Source organism: Streptomyces plumbidurans, assembly GCF_019857225.1.
Lineage (GTDB): Bacteria > Actinomycetota > Actinomycetes > Streptomycetales > Streptomycetaceae > Streptomyces > Streptomyces plumbidurans.
The window spans coordinates 15,918-32,776 of sequence record NZ_JAFJSY010000038.1; the positions used below are offsets into that span (position 1 = coordinate 15,918).

Here is a 16,859-nt window from a genome sequence, read left to right on the forward strand (position 1 = left end):
TACCGCGCATACAGCAAGAAAGCGGTGACGGACCGTCATACCTGCCTCCACCGCGGTCGGAACTGGACCACGGACCGGGGCGTCTTCGCTCGCATGACTGATACGCGGATCAGCATCCGTACGGCCCGTGTGGAGGAGGCCGCGGCCCTGTCTGTGCTCCACACCCGCACACGCACGGCGTACTACACGGCGGGCGGCCTGCCGGCGAAGGAGCTTGCCGGACCGCAACAGATCAGCGCCTACTGGCAGCGGGCGGTCACCGAAGGCCGCGTACAGGTGGCCGCCACACCCGAGAACCGTGTCATCGGGTTCCTCATGACCGGCCCGCCGAAGTTCGACGACATCGACGCCACGTCGGTGCGGGAGCTGCAGCAGATCGGAGTCGAACCGAACGGCTGGGGACACGGCATCGGCAGGCTGCTGCACGAGGCGTTCGTGCGACAACTGCACGCGGACGGCATCACCGACGGAGTGCTCGAGTGCTGGGAGGCCAACACCCGAGCGCAAGCCTTCTACGCCAAACACGACTGGCGCCCGGACGGCTCCCGCCGCCTGGGACCGCTGGGTCGTGACTATGTCCGGCTGCGGGTGACGTTGCCTTTTTGACACACGAAAAAGCGCCCTCGGCGGCGATGCCATGGGGCGCTTCCTGCAGGCGTGAATCAGACGGCGTCGACCTGCCAGGCGATCACGCCAGTGGCACCCTTGGCGCCGTCGACGTTGATGCGGACCGACCCGTGCCCTGTGATCCGCTGCTGGACCAGCGACTGGTCGCACGGGACGTTGGCCTTCGAGGCGGTACTCGCCGGCGTGAACGACAACTGCGCGCTACCCGTGCCGATACACACCAGGTTGAGCTTGTAGCTCTTGCCTTTGCTCAGGATCGTCTCGGTGTGGACCCCGTCGGTCACCCGTTCCGTGCCGGAAGCGAAGAACTTGCCACTCTGTACGGCAGCAAGGGCCGCCTGGGCCTGCTCCGCAACTTCCTTCTCGGACGGGCTCGTTGCTGTTGCCGAGGTGCTGGATGCAGATGACGGTGACGAGGCTCCGGCCTTGTCCTTCCCGTCGTCCGAGCTACAGGACGTGAGCAGAAGCACCGATGCCGCCAACGCACACCCGGCGAGGCAGACCCTCGGATTCACGTAGGTCATGAGGAGGTCACCCACCACTTCCAGCCCACTTCTTTCGTGGGCAGCGTAGTTGTGCCGTGGCCGATCTCAATGGCCCCGCAACCGTTGCCCGTGGTTCGGTATCTCTTCCAGCTTGCCTTGTAGCCCCAGGAGCCGTACTGCATGTGACCGTACTTGTTCCTAGGGATGTTCTGGCTGTAGGTGTGACCAGTGGTGATGGACACGCTGCCGGCGACCTTGACGGAAATCGTGGCCTTGGCCTTCGCCAGGATCGCCCCGGCCGAATACTCGCCGCTGCCTGAGACTTCGGCCGAGATTGTGCCGCTCTTGAGCACGGACACCGTCATGGTCCCGCCTGGTCCGTCCTTGAACGAAGTGCCATTCCACCAGGAAGGTACGAACGTCGCCTTCTTCGATTTGAATTCGTACCAGGTCGACGGGCCGTCACACCGACGCGGCCTCATCTCGACAACCGGCTGGTCCGTCTCATCCTCCCAGCCCTGTCTGTTGTTGATTTCCGTCGTCTGGTCTGCAGATACGGTCGTGTCGTCGGTCGGTACGTCTTCGGCGGCAGCCGTGCCCGCAGCAGCGAAGCAGAGAAGCAGTGCAGTAGTGGCAGCGCCGGTCGAAGCGCGCCGTGAACCGATGCCCATGTGACACCTTTCAGGTGGACCGCCCCCGTGGCGATCGAGCACTTGGACAGTATGTGCAGGTCATGCACGCGACAATCAAATGATCTATTTCCTGAGGACAACTTGAGGAAAGATCGCCAACCTCAGCGCTCGCGCCCGCCCTCGCCGTCACGGCGCTCCCTGCTCGGCGAACCCCGCACTCCCTGACCGGACTTCGACAGTGAAGCGCCTGTTGGCCAAATAGGCATACTTGTCCGGCATCTGGGCATGTCCTCATGCTTCCGGCATGGTGTATCGGTGCCGTGCGCAGACCGACGACGGGACGTTGTGCAAGAACCGAGTGACCGGCCCAGACATGCGATGCCACCTCCATCGCGGTCGGCCGGCGGGGCGCGTTCCCACGCCCCGCAAACAACCTGCGAAGCGTGCGCAACCCCCGCGTCGAGTGCCGCGACAGCCGACCGCGCTCAGAGCTCCCGGCCAGCCCCAACGACGCACCCAGCCCCCAGCACAGCCCACCAGAGAGCGTCAGAGAGCGGAGGAGGCCGCACGGTTGTGCCTGGACGTCATCGAGAACGGTGGCACTGCGGTCATCGCTGAGCGCGCGTCCGCCTACGTCTCGGAGGAGACGTGGAAAACGCTCGTAAAGCGGCACCGCCGGAGAGGCTGTGATGACCTCGCCCAGTTGGCGCGTAGCATCCTGAAAGGCAAGGAGCGATTACATGAGGCCGTTGGCCGCGCAGCAGGCGGCGTCTTCGGTTTCCTGGGGCGCCCTAGGATCGAGCGTGTCTTTGCTGAAGAGCTGGCCCGGAGGATCCCGCTGCCAGTTGATGCGAAACTCTCGGCAGCTGCACGGGGCTTACAGATTGCGGGCATCTACATCTGCATCGTCGGCAACCGGGACCTGGCCGATTGTGCCTGCCTGCGAGAGATACTCAAGGCCGAAGGCAAGGAACGCCTGAAGCGACTGATGCAGGGGGCGTTGGAGGACTGGCAGGGGCTTCCTCGGCGCATGCGTGAAGGCATGACCGAGCTGTGAGAGTCCGGCTGCCGGCCAGCTCGAGGGCCATCGCTACTGGCGATGGAGCGCTTCTGAGGACAGGCCTTGATGCGACAACCCCTGGCGGAACGTCCTGTGCAGTGGGAGCGCCGTCGCCAAGACGAAGATTCCGAAGAGCGTGATCGGCGTCAGTCCGACCAGCTTTACGTAGTCGACTGGGTCGTTCAGGACGCCATTCCAGTTCGCCCACCAGTTTGCAGCCAGATCAGCCACCATGATGGTTGCCCCAAGGGGCGGCCCCGTCGGGTGCGCGAGGGCGACCCACACAGCGACAAGCAGGTCAAGCACAAGCAGGGCATGGAAGAGCAGTTGGCTCGGCAAGGGCCAGTAGCGGTACGCGTGCAGCCCTCCCCTGATCACGTCGTAGGCGTGCGCCCCGGTTCCTTCCACGAACCCGATGACGTATATCGCCGCCACCCACCGCGCCCAGCGCGGCTGCGTCCCCCATCGCATGCCGCCCATCCTAGGTATGGGATGACCTGGTCTCACCGAGCGCGCTGAGCACCACAAGGAGGAGTCCACGGGAACGTATTCGCGCGCCCTTGCGCGGCAGCCTCCGCCTGTCATTGGATGTCGACCCCATAGGCCCGGGCGAGGCCGTCGAGGCCGTCCGCCCATCCCTGGCCGAGGGCTCGTAGTTTCCATGCGGGTCGGCCGTCGACGGTGTGTTGATACAGCTCGGCGACGACCATCGCTCGGATGTCCGGGTTCGGGGAGGGCTGGAAAGCCCATGCGGCCCCGTTCACGCAGTCCAGGTGCAAGGCGGCGTAAGTGAGAGCGCCGCAGTTCAAACCCGTGTCGACGTCCATGTTGATGGCAATGGCGACGCGGCGCACTCGTTCGGGCAGGGCGGCCAGGTGGAGGGTGGCGCGTTCGACGGAGTAGGGGCCCTCCTGGTGCTTGCCCAGAAGCCGTGCGGCACCGTCCGCAGCGAAGGGCTGGTTGTAGAAGACGAAGTCCTCGTCGCCCGCCACCCGGCCGTCGTCATCGGTCAGGAAGAGGGTGAGGTCCGCGTCCGCGCCGGCGAAGCTGAAGGCGACGCGCAGCCCCTGCCAGGCTTCCTCGGGCAGGACAAGGGTCTGGCCAGGGATGAGCGAGGCAGCAGGGGGTGCCGGCGGTGCGGGAGGTACAGGAGATACGGGAGGTACAGGAGGTACAGGAGCCGGTCCTGTCGCCGTCTCCTGCTTCCACTCGGCGAACGACTTGATCCGGTAGGGATCGGTGAGCGGGGCGCGGTCGTCGGGCGGGGTATGGGAGCCCAGGGTGACGTCGATGTCGGCGAGCGACGGTTCGCCGGGGCCGGGTTCGTCCTCTGCGTGGTCGAGCAGGTCCTGGAGGCCGGGCACGCGGCTGGTTTCCAGCGGCTTGATCGCGCTGGACAGGTTGCCCGATGCGGTGGTGGTGACGGAGCAGGCGACGTCCTGTCCGATGTCCTGGAAGCGCAGGGCGTCCGCGGGTTCCCGCCAGGGCGTGGACTCGATCGCCTGGCGCGTCCAGCGGCCGTAGGCCACGAAGCCGAGGCGCTGGGTGTCGGGCAGGCGAGTCAGTACGGCCAGGTCGATGGCCGTGATGCCGGGTGCGGTGGCGAAGCCCTCCTTCAGCGTGGCGACGATGTTCGAGCCCATGGACGTCAGCCACCACAGGACGCGGTCCCGTTTGGTGAGGTTCTTCAGCGTGGGACGTCCGCTGGGCGTGAGCCCGGGCGTCTGATCCGGCATGGAGTCGAGGTCCTGTTGTCGCACGACGACGGACAGGACCGAGCCGTCCACGCCTACGGCACAGCCGGCGGCCGGATTGTCCGAGAAGGCGGTGTTCACCGCTTCGCACACGGTGTCCTCGTCATTGGCGAGCAGGGCTTGCCACCAGTGTTCGGCCTCGTCCGTCAACTGATGGCGGATCTCTCGCAGTCGCGCTGTCTCGGCGGCCAGGTAGGCGGGCGCTTCCTGTTCCGCCCGTTGCTTGGCCGCAGCCTTCTCCGCGCGGGCCAGCCGCCCCACGCCCTGAAGGTGGAACGTCCGGGCTTCGGCGAGCGCCCAGGACAGGCTCAGTTGGGGAGCGTCCGGCATGACGGGCGGCTGCGCCGCGGGGAAGGATTCAAGGTGAACGCTGGTCATCTGCCGCCTCAGCTCACGCAACTGAGCGATGGCGGCATCGCGCTCCGCCTCCTGCTGGGCCCGCTCCGCCTGACGACGCGCCCGGTCCAGTTGCGCGGCCGAGGGTGCGACCGTACGAGAGCGTGTCGTACGCCGCGTGCTGGTGCGCCGTCGATCGCCGCCAAGGGAACTCGACGCGTAGAAGGGGCCGAGTCCGGTCGACATCCTGGCCCCGCCACTGCCCACGCTGAGCCTCGCGGCACGCGGCCCGATCGAGGTGCGCACTCCACGAGTGGAGACCCTCACACTCATCCCAGGCACACCGACACGGAAGCCGAACCCCATGAGATACCCCTCTCCCCAGCAACAGTCTGGCACCCGGACGGAGCCCGTGAGGCCGGCGCGGCCGGTCCTCGCAAAGGGGCGTGAGAAAGCGCAGCGCATACATCAAACTGGTACATGGACTACCCTTGGTACATGTCCATGAAGCGCACCAACGTCTACGCAGACCCCGAGGATCTGGCCATCATCAAGGAGGCCGCCAAGCGCCGGGGCATAAGCGAGGCCGAGATCATCCGCCAGGGCATCCACCTTGCAGCCATGGCGAACCGTGTCTGGGACGAGCCGCTGTTCTCACGCACCTTCGAGGGGCCGGGGCGCACGCTGTCCACATCGGAGGTCCGCGACACGGTCGCCGAGGCCGTCCGGCGTGAGACCGGCTCGGCTTCCGGACCCGCCGCGTGATCATTGTCATCGCCGATACGTCCGGCCTGCTGGCAGCCCTGGACTCGGCTCATCCGGAACACCGGGCGGCCAACGAGGCGATCACGGCGGCTGGCCTGCTGGTCATGTCCCCGCTCCTGCTGGCCGAACTGGATCACGTGGCGACGCGCGAACTCGGCAGGGAGGCGGCCCTCAGCGCGGTCGACGACCTGCGGCGCTGGATGAGCCGGGGTCGTGTCGTCGTACCGGAGATCACCGAGGACCACCTTGGCGCCGCCCAGTCCGTCCGTGTCCGCTACCGCGGTCTGGACCTCGACCTCGCCGACGCGGTGAACGTGGCGCTTGCCGCCGACTACGACACGGACGTGATCCTCACCCTCGACCGACGAGACTTCCGGGCCGTACGCCCATTGGGCCGCCACAAAGCGTTCCGGGTACTCCCCGACGCCCTCCCGCTCTGACGCGGGCCCTAAGCGGTCAAGTGCCCGCGCTCGCTGCGTACTTGAACGCCATCCGGAAGAACCGTGCGCGGGCAACGAGATGAGCCCCAGGCGGTTGACCTGGGGCGTCATGAAGAGCGGGTGAGGAGAATCGAACTCGCGCTCTCAGCTTGGGAAGCGACGGCGCTCGGGAAGGCCATGTGATCGTTGACCTGCGCTGATGTGGTGGAGCGGTCGCCTCGCGAGAACTGGTTCGCACCGCTGTTGACCGTGGTGGTCCGCTCTTACGGGCACGCTGTGGGCACGGCTTTGACGCGCGGCGGGCCGAGCGCCAGAGTGAACCAGAGTGAAGGGGCTCTGCTCTTGGCCGGGCCGGCTCGCATGTCCAGCTCGGGGAGCGTTTCGCGAGTGCAGGGCCATCCGGCGAAGCGTCCCGCCTGCACCTGCCTCACTTGCCGGCTTCAGGGCCGTACCACTGGAGTGCCTGGCCGGTGACGGCGGCGATGCATTCGAAGTCCCGGTCACGGTGCAGCAGCGTCAGTCCCTGCAACTCGGCCGTGGCAGCCACCACGAGATCGACGGCTCCGGCACTCCGGTGCTGCCCGCGCTGAGTGAGGACCTCCTGGACCCGCCAGGCGCGGTCGTAGGCGCGGTCGTCGACCGGCACCCCGCCGAAGAGCAGGCGCATGTCATCGATGCCTTGAGCACGGTCGGCGGCGGAACGCGCACTGCAAAAGAACTCAAGCTCGGTGATGGGGCAGGTGGCGATGAGCCCGGCGGCGGCCGCCTGGTCCCATCCGTACTGCTCGGCGTCGCCGCGCAGCATACGAGCGAGCGCGCTGGTGTCGATCAGGTACTGCGCGGCGTTCACCGGCGGTAGTTTCCCTTGTCCTCGAAGAGATCGAGGTCGAAGGCACCCTCTTCCGCCGACGCCCGCAGGCGGGTGAGCGCCAGGGCTCGCCGCCGGTTCTCCAGCACCTCGCGCAGGGCGGTGTTCACCGTCTCCTTCTTGGTGCTGGTACCGAGGGCCTTGGCCACGTCAGCGACCAGCTGGTCGTCGAGGTCGATCACGGTTCGGCTCATTGGCACCTCCATTGATATCATTTACGCCACTCTTTATATCCTAGATGGTGCGTGTCAGGTTGGTCTATCAGAGCAGGGTGGTCGGCCAGAGGTCGCGCGGACGAAATTTTCGATGACCGGGCTGAGGAACTGTCGTGCAGGTCAGTGATCGACTGATCGGCGAACCGGCCTGAACGGTCACTGGGCTCACCGCGAGGAGCGACAACGAAAGGTGGCCTCCGGGCTGGATGACCTGGTCCGCGCCGAGCGCGCGAAGCACCACAAGGAGGAGCCCACGGGAACGTAATCGCGTCCCTATGGTGCGGATGTGGTGCGCACCCTGCTCACCGGTCTCGACAACAAACAACCCCCGGGCCGATGACCTGGGGGTTCGTCGTGGAGCGGGTGAGGTGACGAGAATCGAACTCGCGCTTTTTTCAGCTTGGCAAGCTTGGGTTCTCTCCGGACGGCTTCAGGGGCTGACCTGCGGCGGATCTGGAACGGGCGCGAGGCGGATACCGGCCGCGTTCCCCATTGTTCCCCGTGGTTCTCCGCGAGACCTGGCACGCATCTGGCACGTCCGTCCGGTGCATCGCCAGCAGTTGGCAGGCCCCTCAGTACTACTTGTACGCCCCTACGATGCAGGCCATGGGGGCCTCGGATTCCGAACCAGTCATACGCGCATGTTGGCTCTCATGGCTCGCGGTCGCGACCGTTGATCAGGCGGAAGTCGCGAAGGCCCTCGGCTTGACGGACGTACGGGAGACCACCTGGGCCGACGGCGTGGAACTCATCGACGAGGTGGCGCACGACGAGGAGGAGCCGTTCTCCGCAGTTGTCGTCAGCCCACCCATGCGGGGGTGGACCCTGGTCGTCGGGCCGTACTTCGGCCTGTCCTATCCGCAGCAGACAGCGTATGTCTCCGAGCTCTGCCGGGAGTTGAGCGAGCGGTTCGGCAAAGCCCAACTCTTCTTCCACAGTGAGCAGAACGACGGGGAGGCGTGGCTGATCGCCGAACGCGGGCGGATTGTCAGGCGTTGGATCAGTGAGTACCCGGAGCTCGCTCTGGGCGAACCGTTCGGAGTGGAGCGAAGGCTCCTCGACGCGTACGGCATCACGGGCAGGCCCGAGGATCTCGATCCCAACAGCGACCTGGCCGGCGACTGGGCGGCGACTTGGGGGGATTGCTGGGCTACGACGGTTGCAGAGGAGTCCAGCGTCGACCCCACCGCAGCGACCCCTGAGGCGGGCTCGATCGGCAGCATGTGGGTAGCGGTCGCTCCAACTTTCGAATAGGCGCGCCGTCTGCCACCGGCGGGGAAGCTGCCGACCACCGCTTGAGGAGTTCGATCCACTCCGACGACGATCGACAGCAGGAAGTTGCAGCCGGTCTCGACGAGACCGTACGCAAGGCACGCCAGGAAGCTGCAGCCGTGCCAGAACAGGGGACAGATGACCCCGACGATCAAGCATCTGGCACGAATCTGGCACGCGACCGCTGATCAGCACGGACAGCAAAAAGGCCCGGGTCTCTGACCTGGGCCTTAGTCGTGGAGCGGGTGACGAGAATCGAACTCGCGCTCTCAGCTTGGGAAGCTGATGTTCTACCATTAAACTACACCCGCGTAGACGCCGACCAAGGCCGGTGTCGAATGCAACGTCACTTTACCTCATCCCCGGCCCCCGGCGCTGAAGCCGTGGGGCCGTGCTGTGTTGGTGGGGGCTACGAGGCTGCGGGGGGCGGGAGTTGGGGCGTACGGTGGAGGCGTGGGGGAGGGTCCGGGCAGGGTCGGAGTGCCGTGTGGGAGTCGGTTTTTTCATCCCGTAATGTGGCATTTGTCGTCAGGTGAGCAGTAGCCAGACGCGGCTCTTGGGGAAGGGACTCTTGGACTTGATGGAGCGCACCGTCGTCCGTTGTGCCGATGGGCACGTGTTCAGCACCGCTTCGTTCCCGATGCAGCAGGCCGAGCGGCTCGGCCCCGGCCGGCTCGTGCGGTGTCCGCGATGTGCCCGGCTCCGCAGTGCGGTGCCGGTCAGCCTTCAGAAGCAGCATTAGCAGCATCAGGGGTGCACACCGTGTACGTGGCATGAGTGGTGTGCAGGCGCGCGGGGCGGCTCGGTTGTGGTCGGTCCGCGCGCCTTGCGTATCCTCGGGGCGTGCTTCTCTCTGACAAGGACATCCGGGCCGAGATCGACGCCGGGCGAGTGGTGATCGATCCCTACGACGAATCCATGGTGCAGCCGTCGAGTGTCGACGTGCGCCTGGACCGGTATTTCCGGGTGTTCGAGAACCACAAGTATCCGCATATCGATCCCTCCGTCGAGCAGGTGGATCTCACGCGGCTGGTGCAGCCGGAGGGCGACGAGCCGTTCATCCTGCATCCCGGGGAGTTCGTGCTCGCCAGCACGTACGAGGTCATCACGCTCCCCGTCGACCTGGCCTCCCGGCTCGAGGGCAAGAGCTCGCTCGGGCGGCTCGGTCTGGTCACGCACTCCACCGCCGGGTTCATCGACCCCGGCTTCTCCGGGCATGTGACGCTGGAACTCTCCAACCTCGCCACCCTGCCCATCAAGCTCTGGCCCGGCATGAAGATCGGCCAGCTGTGCCTGTTCCGGCTCAGCTCGCCCTCCGAGTTCCCCTACGGTAGCGAGCGCTACGGCTCCCGCTACCAGGGTCAGCGCGGACCCACCGCCTCCCGGTCCTACCTCAACTTCCACCGGACCCAGGTGTGAGGGCGAGCGTGGCATGAGTGAGAGCGGCATGAGTGGGATACGGGAGAACCTGACCTACGAGGCGTTCGGCACCGCCGTACGCGACCTCGCGCAGACCATCGCCGACGACGGGTACGAGCCGGACATCGTGCTCAGCATCGCCCGTGGAGGCGTCTTCGTCGCCGGCGGTCTCGCGTACGCCCTCGACTGCAAGAACATCCATCTCGTGAACGTCGAGTTCTACACGGGCGTCGGCACCACCCTCGACATGCCCGTCATGCTCGCCCCCGTGCCCAACGTCATCGACTTCTCCGACAAGAAGGTCCTCATCACCGACGACGTCGCCGACACGGGCAAGACCCTGAAGCTCGTACGGGACTTCTGCCTCGACACTGTCGCCGAGGTCCGCTCGGCCGTCATCTACGAGAAGTCGCAGTCACTGGTGAAGTGCGACTACGTGTGGAGGCGGACGGACGAATGGATCAACTTTCCGTGGAGCGTGATGCCGCCCGTGATCACCCGGTCCGGGCAAGTGCTCGACGCCTGACGGCGCTTCGGGCGCGAGAAGCGCCCGAAAAAGAGGGCTCCCGGCGCGTTGCCGGGAGCCCTTTCTTGTTCCGGGTGGTCAGAACGTGCCCAGTTTTACGATCGACAGGAGGGCGATCAGTTGGATGGCGCTGGCGCCCAGGGCCTTGGGCCAGGGGAGGTCGTGGGAGCGGGTGACCATGAGGGTCAGGAGGGCGCCGGCGGCTACCCAGGTTGCCCAGCCGAGGAGCTGGACGAAGGAGGCGTCGCCGCCGAAGAACATGGCGACGACCAGGCGGGGGGCGTCCGTGAGGGACATGATCAGCATGGAGAGGCCGACCGTGGGCTGCCAGGCGCCGTCGCCGCCGAGCTGGCGGGCCAGGGTGTGGGTGACCACGCCCAGGATGAAGGCCGACAGCACCATCGCCACGGCCGTCGTCAGGACGATCGGGACCGCGTTCGAGAGCGTGGCCTCGATCGCGTCCTTGCGGGCGCCGTCGAAGCCGAAGACCGCGAGCAGGCCGTAGAGGAACGTCACGATCAGGGCCGGGCCCCACATCGTGTAGTCACGCATCTGCAGGAAGGTCTGGGTGGGGGACACGACGATGCCCCGCAGCAGGTCCTTCCAGTGCAGCCGCGGTCCTACGGGGCCGGCCGCGGCCGAGCCCGCGCGGTAGGTGCCGCCCTGGCTGTACGGGTCCTCGCCGACCGAGAACGCCTGGGTGTGGCCGGGGTTGTTGGCCGCGTAGGGATCGTGGTGGCCCTGCGGCGCGTGGCCGCCCGGGCCGCCGAAGTACTCCGGCTCGTCGTATCCCCCGGCGCTGCCGCCCTGCTGCCACTGGCCGCCGCCGTTCGCGTACGGCTGCTGCGGCGCAGACGGGTAGCCGTACGACGGGCCCTGCGGGGCCTGCTGTCCGTACGGGGGTTGTTGCGGTCGCCTGGGCGGAGCTCCGTTGTTCCGGGCGCCGCGTCCGATCCTGAATCCAGCCACGTCATCGAACGTAACCGATCCCGCAGAGTGGCGTGGCGGGCCCGGCGATTCGGGCCCGGCTTTGCGGCCGAGCTGTGACATCCCCTAGGGGACGGGCCGGGCGGGCGCGCCGGGACCCGTAAGGGGGTTGTCAGGGAAAGAGAGGAGGAGCCGGGCCCGAGGGTGAGGGCCCGGCTCCGCTACGGGGACTGTCCGTCCGCTACGGGGACTGTCCGTCCGCTACGAGGCGGTCAGTCCGCGAAGTTGGCGCCGAAGTACGGCGTGCCCGTCGTGGAGACGCCCGAGGTGCTCGGGGCGATGCTGCGCGAGCCGGTCGTGACGATCTTCGTGCCGTTCGAGGGCAGGTAGGTCACGCCGCCGTTGCCGTCGTTCTCATCTGAGCCGACGATCAGGTCCGCCTTGCCGTCGCCGGTGACGTCGTCGAGCTTGACGTCCTGGCCGAAGTAGTCGTTCTTCTCGTCGTTGCCGGGCACGCCCGCCGTGGACTGCGCGAAGGACTGGGCGCCGGAGGCGGTGTTCAGGCCGTTCGCGGTGCCGTAGAGGACGTCGACGGCGCCGGTGTTGGTGGCGCTGCCGATGTTCTCGCCGGTCACGCCGATCGCGAGGTCCAGGAAGCCGTCGCCGTTGACGTCGCCCAGGTCGAGCTCGTAGCCGAAGAAGTCGTTGCCCTCGGCGGTGCCGGGGACGTTTCCGGTGTCCTGGGTGATGCCGGTGGCGTTGGTGGTGATCGGGCCGCCGTCGGAGCCGTAGGTGACCCAGACCTTGCCGCCCTTGCCGGAGTCGGGGACGGCCGTCCCGTCCTCGGTGGTGGGGTTCCAGTAGGCGCCGGAGACGATGTCGCCGTAGCCGTCGTGGTCGATGTCGCCGATCGCGGTGATCACGCCGGGCTTGAGCACCTCCGAGGCGCCCATGTTCAGGCCGCTCGCGGTGCCGGGGACGTAGTAGTTCTTGTTCCAGCCGTAGTTGGTCTGGGTCTCGTAGCCGTCGATGACCAGGTCGGTCTCCTGGCCGCCGTTGATGTTGCCGGCAGTCAGGTTGAGCGGGCCGTTCGCGTCGGTGCCCATGATCGGCGGCTTGATCGTGTACGTGCCGCCGGGCTTGCCGGTGGAGCTTATGCCGCCCTTGAGGACGTAGATGGTGGCGTTGGAGCTGCCGACGGCCAGGTCGGCCTTGCCGTCGCCGTCGAAGTCGCCGGCGGCGAGGTTCTTGCCCCAGTAGTCGTGGCCGGAGGGGGACGGGTCGGAGACCGTGACGCCCTTGCCGGTGATGCCGGAGGCCGAGCCCCAAAGGATCGCGAGGCCGCCGCCGTCCTTGTCGCTGCCGACGTCCTCGCCGGGGGAGCCGACGGCGATGTCGTCGTAGCCGTCGCCGTTGAAGTCGGCGTACGCCGTCTCCGCGCCGAAGTGGTCGCCGGTCTCGGCGGTACCGGGGTTGCCCGTGGTGTTCTGGCTGATGGTGGAGCGCTTGGCGGAGGACACGCCGGACTTGGTGCCGTAGAGGACGACCAGCTGTCCGGCCTCGGCCTTGCCGCTGACGTAGGCGCCGTCGGCCGAGAAGGCCGTGTCGCCGATCCCGTCGCCGTTGAAGTCGGCCTGCGGGACGGTGGTGGAGTCCGCGGCCGTCGCGGTGACGGCCGAGAACGTGAGCAGACCGCCCGTCAGCGCGGCCGCGGTGGCGGTGGCGAGGGCGAGTCGCAGAGGTGTGTGCATGCGGGTTTTCTCCTGCTGCATGCGGGGACGCCTGGCGGGCGTCCACAGTCAATGGGGTGCGCGCCGGATGGTGTTGGCCGGAAGTTGGCGTGGCGTTAACCATTCGGCTGGCGATCAGGAGACCCACAACGGTGTGCAAGGGTTGTACGTGAGTTCGGTTAATTTTTGGGACGGGTGTGAATCGTTTCTTCACGCGCCCCACAGGCCCGTGAGCCCGGCGGCCCGTCACTCCGCCAGGCATCACTCCGCCAGGAACTCCGAGCTGGAGAAGGTGACCGACGGCTCGGGCGCCAGCAGGCCCTTCCTCATCCCCGGGTAGACCGCGACGGTGTCCTTCGTCTCGCCCCGGTACGTGCGCACCGCCAGGTCCGCCCGGCCGTCGCCGTCGAAGTCGCCCACCGACAGCACCCTGGTCGTCCCCCGGGCCGCAGGCGCGACGGTGACCGTGCCGGTCGTGGTCAGGCCCGTCGTACGGCCGCGGAGGACCCGCAGCCGTGAGCCGCTGGAGACCAGGTCGGTGAGGCCGTCGCCGTCGAAGTCGGCGGCGTCGAGCAGGGAGCCGGGGGAGGCGAGGGTGGCGTGGGTCGGGGCCGGGAGGTCGTAGCGCAGGGACGTTTTGCCCATGGTGCCGACCGCCGCGTCCAGGGCCGCTCCCCTGCCGAAGCGGCCGAGGGCGATGTCGATGCCCTCGGGCAGGGCGGTGCCGGTGCGGGTCGGTCCGTCGGGTCCGCCGAGGACGACGTACGCCTTGCCCGGTCCGTCCGTCGTACGAACCAACAGGTCGTCGTAGCCGTCGCGGTCGACGTCGGCCGCCGGGCCGGTCGGGACCTCGCCCGGCGAGGGGACGGGGGCGCCGGCCGCGTGCGGAGCGCCCTTGCGGCTGAACGGGCCGCGCAGAAAGCTGAGCCGCTGCCCCGACGCGTGCAGGACGAGGTCCTGGGCGCCGTCGCCGTCGAAGTCGCCGCACACCGGCTGGTCGGGCCAGTCGTTGCCGAAGCGGGCGGCGGCGGGGACGGTGAGGGGGACCGCGTGGGTGAGGCCGGCGGGGGAGCCGAAGAGGACCTGGAGCGGGACCGGGGGCATGCCCTGGCCGTCGTAGGGCGGGTCGGTCGAGACGATGAGGTCGGTGAAGCCGTCCTTGTCCAGGTCGCAGCTCGCCTCCGCGTCGAAGACGGCGGGGAGTTGGCCCTTGGTGCGGGCGGCGTACTTCGCGGGGCCGATCAACTGCCGTGCACCCGGGGCGAGTCCGTGCGCGCCGCCGTAGACGACGCCGATGCCCGCGTCGTCCACGTGGCTCCGGGCCTTCACGAGGGCGTCGAGGACGAGGTCGCGGTGTCCGTCACCGTTGAAGTCGTCGGGGGTTTTGCTGCCCTTGCCGTGCGGGACGGGCAACTTGGCGGGGGCGTCGGCGATGCGTACGGGGGTGGGGCGGGTGCCTCCGGTGTCGGTACCCGGGCCGCACGCGGCGAGCACAAGCCCGGTGCAGACGACCGCCGTACACATCCCGCCTCTTCGCACGCGCACCGCCCACCTCGTCAGCCCCGTCGACAACGCCGGGGCAATGATGCACGTGTTCGAGAGGGGGCGACAGTGCCGGTTCGGCCGTGCGGCGTTCGGCTGCGGCAACTCCTGCAGGTCCCGGACTACGGCGTGCCGCGAGTCACGGTGTGCCGGGAGTCACGAGGCCGGACTCGTAGGCGATGACCACGAGTTGGGCGCGGTCCCGGGCGTTCAGTTTGGTGAGGAGCCGGCTGACGTGCGTCTTCGCCGTGGCGGCGCTGATGTGCAGGCGTACGGCGATCTCGGCGTTGGACAGTCCGCGGGCGACCTCCGTGAGGACTTCGCGTTCGCGGTCGGTGATGGTGCCAAGGGCGGTTGGCGTGGTCTTGACGGTCGGGGCGGTCTGGGGCCGGCGGGCGAACTCGGCGATCAGGCGCCGGGTGATGCGCGGCGCCAGCAGGCCGTCGCCGGCGGCGACGACGCGGACGGCGGCCAGGAGGTCCTCGGGGGTGGTGTCCTTGAGGACGAAGCCGCTGGCGCCCGCGCGCAGGGCCGTATAGACGTACTCGTCGAGGTCGAAGGTGGTCAGGATGAGGACGCGGACGCCCTCCAGACCGGGGTCGGTGCAGATGCGGCGGGTGGCCACGAGGCCGTCGGTGTGCGGCATTCGGATGTCCATGAGGACGACGTCAGGGCGGTGTTCACGGGCCAAGTCCAGGGCCTGCGCGCCGTCTTCGGCCTCCGCGACCACCTTCATGTCGGGCGCGGTGTCAAGCAGGAGCCTGAACCCGCCGCGGAGCAGTGGCTGGTCGTCGGCGACCACCACACGGATCGTCATGCCGTGCCCTCGTCGGTGGGGATACGGGCGAGGACACGGAACCCGCCCTCGGGCAGCGGCCCGGCGGTGAACTCGCCGCCGAACAGGTGCGCGCGCTCGCGCATGCCGACCAGTCCGTGGGCCGAAGTGCCGGGCGGGACAGCGGGGTTGGCGGGACGGGTGCCGCCTGCGCCATCGTCGGTCACTTCGATCGCCAGGTCCTCGGGGTGGTAACTGAGGCGCAGCCGGGCGCTCGTGGCTCCCGCGTGCCGGACGACGTTCGTCAGCGCCTCCTGGATGATGCGGTAGGCGGAGCGGCCGATGCTGTCAGGCAGCGCGCGTGGTGTGCCCTCGGCCCGCAACTCCACCTGGACACCCGCCTGGTGGATACGGGCGAGCAGCTCGTCGAGGTGGTCGAGGCCGGGGGCCGGTGCGGCGGGGGCATCGGGGGTGCCGGGGGCGTCGGCCTCGGCGTGCGGGGTGCGCAGGACGCCCAGCAAAAGCCTCATCTCCTGCATGATGCCGCGGCTGGTGCTCTCGATGATGCCCAGCGCGGTGCGCGCCTCGTCGGGGCGGCTCTCGATGAGCATGCGTGCGACGCCGGAGCGGACGGTGATCACGCTCATGGCGTGGGCGAGCGAGTCGTGCAGTTCGCGGGCGATGTGGATGCGCTCCTCCATGGCCGCCTGCCGGATCCGCCGCTCGCGCTCGGCTTCGCGCTCCGCGGCGCGTTCGGCCAAAGTCTGTTCGTACGCGCGTCGTTGGCGGGTGTTCTCGCCGACCAGCCAGCCGCCGACCAGCAGCAGCACCCCGGAGCCCAGCGTGCCGGACGGGCTGCCGGAGGCGCCGGTGAGCGCACCGGCGAACACCACGAGCACACCTGCGGTCAGCGCGGCGAGGGAGCGGCGGCGCGGGGTGACCGCGGCCATGGAGTACATGGCGAGCGTCGCGAGCTGTACCAGCCAGGCATTGGAGTGCAGCGCCATCGACACGGCGACCGCGCCGCTGATCACGGTCAGTACGACGAGCGGACGGCGTCGCCGCCAGGGCAGCGGCAGGCAGACGGCGGCGATGGCCGCGTAGCGAACGAGGTCCCAGATCAGGCCCCTCGGCTCCGGGTGGCGGGTGGCCGCGAGGGCTGCCGCGTTCGCGGCGGCCGCGGTGGCGATCGCCCCGTCGAGGAGCGTCCAGTGGCGTGCGGTGAGGCGGCGGCTCAACGGACGCGTCAGCCGCTCCGGAAGGTCGTCGGGCACATCGCCCAAGGCTAGCCACGGGCGGGGCGCCCGGCATCGGCCCGGCGGCCTACGGGATCCGTACGCCTGCGGGTGTACGTCCGCCGTGCACACCGCCCCCGTACATCTGCCGGACGGTCCGCAGAACTGGCGTGCGGGCCGACGCATCGGCAGCTCATGCCCGCGGATTCTGGTGCCCATGTCCCGGGACGGCCGGGACCCGGCGGAGGGTC

Annotated in this window: 18 protein-coding genes and 1 tRNA gene; 7 read left to right on the forward strand and 12 right to left on the reverse strand. The window is 68.3% G+C overall.

Annotated elements, in window-relative coordinates:
* The first annotated feature begins 93 nt into the window (after window positions 1-93).
* Window positions 94-606 carry a GNAT family N-acetyltransferase gene (locus JYK17_RS23615; protein WP_128802454.1) on the forward strand — a complete coding sequence of 171 codons (513 nt, stop codon included), beginning with the start codon at window positions 94-96 and terminating at the stop codon, window positions 604-606.
* 56 nt (window positions 607-662) lie between these two features.
* Here the strand turns inward: JYK17_RS23615 and JYK17_RS40650 are convergent, their stop codons facing one another.
* Window positions 663-1,169: a DUF6023 family protein gene (locus JYK17_RS40650; protein ID WP_241662344.1), complete on the reverse strand. Its 507-nt coding sequence runs from the start codon at window positions 1,167-1,169 to the stop codon at window positions 663-665.
* Window positions 1,148-1,783 carry a hypothetical protein gene (locus tag JYK17_RS23625; RefSeq protein WP_234548006.1) on the reverse strand — a complete coding sequence of 212 codons (636 nt, stop codon included), beginning with the start codon at window positions 1,781-1,783 and terminating at the stop codon, window positions 1,148-1,150. Before JYK17_RS23625 ends, JYK17_RS40650 begins: the two co-directional genes overlap by 22 nt.
* Before the next feature lie 532 nt (window positions 1,784-2,315).
* Here JYK17_RS23625 and JYK17_RS23630 point away from each other — a divergent pair.
* On the forward strand, window positions 2,316-2,801 hold the full coding sequence (locus tag JYK17_RS23630) for a hypothetical protein (protein WP_222811136.1): 486 nt from the start codon (window positions 2,316-2,318) through the stop codon (window positions 2,799-2,801).
* Between the two features lie 33 nt (window positions 2,802-2,834).
* Here the strand turns inward: JYK17_RS23630 and JYK17_RS23635 are convergent, their stop codons facing one another.
* Together JYK17_RS23635 and JYK17_RS23640 are read right to left on the reverse strand one after the other, a co-directional pair.
* On the reverse strand, window positions 2,835-3,275 hold the full coding sequence (locus JYK17_RS23635; protein WP_108011105.1) for a hypothetical protein: 441 nt from the start codon (window positions 3,273-3,275) through the stop codon (window positions 2,835-2,837).
* A gap of 110 nt (window positions 3,276-3,385) precedes the next feature.
* Window positions 3,386-4,936, reverse strand: coding sequence for a TerD family protein (locus JYK17_RS23640; RefSeq protein ID WP_261996070.1), 1,551 nt, complete (start codon window positions 4,934-4,936; stop codon window positions 3,386-3,388).
* 456 nt (window positions 4,937-5,392) lie between these two features.
* Here JYK17_RS23640 and JYK17_RS23645 point away from each other — a divergent pair, with 456 nt between their 5' ends.
* Both JYK17_RS23645 and JYK17_RS23650 read left to right on the forward strand, forming a co-directional pair.
* Window positions 5,393-5,659: a ribbon-helix-helix domain-containing protein gene (locus JYK17_RS23645; protein ID WP_108010649.1), complete on the forward strand. Its 267-nt coding sequence runs from the start codon at window positions 5,393-5,395 to the stop codon at window positions 5,657-5,659.
* Window positions 5,656-6,099: a PIN domain-containing protein gene (locus JYK17_RS23650; protein ID WP_108010650.1), complete on the forward strand. Its 444-nt coding sequence runs from the start codon at window positions 5,656-5,658 to the stop codon at window positions 6,097-6,099. Before JYK17_RS23645 ends, JYK17_RS23650 begins: the two co-directional genes overlap by 4 nt.
* 427 nt (window positions 6,100-6,526) lie before the next feature.
* On the opposite strand, the gene JYK17_RS23655 is transcribed toward JYK17_RS23650, so the two are convergent.
* The gene (locus JYK17_RS23655) at window positions 6,527-6,949 is read right to left on the reverse strand and encodes a PIN domain nuclease (RefSeq protein ID WP_108010652.1); all 423 of its coding nucleotides are present in this window, start codon (window positions 6,947-6,949) and stop codon (window positions 6,527-6,529) included.
* On the reverse strand, window positions 6,946-7,161 hold the full coding sequence (locus tag JYK17_RS23660; RefSeq protein WP_020113663.1) for a type II toxin-antitoxin system VapB family antitoxin: 216 nt from the start codon (window positions 7,159-7,161) through the stop codon (window positions 6,946-6,948). Before JYK17_RS23660 ends, JYK17_RS23655 begins: the two co-directional genes overlap by 4 nt.
* 726 nt (window positions 7,162-7,887) lie before the next feature.
* Between JYK17_RS23660 and JYK17_RS23665 the strand changes: the two genes are divergently transcribed.
* A complete protein-coding gene (locus tag JYK17_RS23665; RefSeq protein WP_146191714.1) occupies window positions 7,888-8,436 on the forward strand; it encodes a hypothetical protein in 549 nt (182 codons plus the stop codon).
* A 255-nt stretch (window positions 8,437-8,691) separates the two neighbouring features.
* On the opposite strand, the gene JYK17_RS23670 is transcribed toward JYK17_RS23665, so the two are convergent.
* Window positions 8,692-8,765 (reverse strand) — tRNA-Gly (locus tag JYK17_RS23670).
* Window positions 8,766-9,297: 532 nt separating this feature from the next.
* Here JYK17_RS23670 and dcd point away from each other — a divergent pair.
* Complete coding sequence (gene dcd / locus JYK17_RS23675) at window positions 9,298-9,873, forward strand: dCTP deaminase (protein WP_108010658.1); 576 nt, start codon at window positions 9,298-9,300, stop codon at window positions 9,871-9,873.
* Window positions 9,874-9,901: 28 nt separating this feature from the next.
* Complete coding sequence (locus tag JYK17_RS23680) at window positions 9,902-10,399, forward strand: phosphoribosyltransferase (RefSeq protein ID WP_108010660.1); 498 nt, start codon at window positions 9,902-9,904, stop codon at window positions 10,397-10,399.
* Window positions 10,400-10,477: 78 nt separating this feature from the next.
* Here the strand turns inward: JYK17_RS23680 and JYK17_RS23685 are convergent, their stop codons facing one another.
* From JYK17_RS23685 to JYK17_RS41030, 5 genes are all read right to left on the reverse strand, one after another.
* The gene (locus tag JYK17_RS23685; RefSeq protein WP_222811137.1) at window positions 10,478-11,449 is read right to left on the reverse strand and encodes a Yip1 family protein; all 972 of its coding nucleotides are present in this window, start codon (window positions 11,447-11,449) and stop codon (window positions 10,478-10,480) included.
* 149 nt (window positions 11,450-11,598) lie between these two features.
* On the reverse strand, window positions 11,599-13,077 hold the full coding sequence (locus JYK17_RS23690) for an FG-GAP and VCBS repeat-containing protein (RefSeq protein ID WP_222811138.1): 1,479 nt from the start codon (window positions 13,075-13,077) through the stop codon (window positions 11,599-11,601).
* Between the two features lie 240 nt (window positions 13,078-13,317).
* On the reverse strand, window positions 13,318-14,580 hold the full coding sequence (locus tag JYK17_RS23695) for an FG-GAP repeat domain-containing protein (RefSeq protein WP_108010665.1): 1,263 nt from the start codon (window positions 14,578-14,580) through the stop codon (window positions 13,318-13,320).
* A gap of 157 nt (window positions 14,581-14,737) precedes the next feature.
* Window positions 14,738-15,415, reverse strand: coding sequence for a response regulator (locus tag JYK17_RS23700; RefSeq protein WP_108010667.1), 678 nt, complete (start codon window positions 15,413-15,415; stop codon window positions 14,738-14,740).
* Window positions 15,412-16,647, reverse strand: a complete 1,236-nt coding sequence (locus JYK17_RS41030) for a sensor histidine kinase (protein WP_164932207.1) — start codon at window positions 16,645-16,647, stop codon at window positions 15,412-15,414. Before JYK17_RS41030 ends, JYK17_RS23700 begins: the two co-directional genes overlap by 4 nt.
* Between the last annotated feature and the right edge of the window lie 212 nt (window positions 16,648-16,859).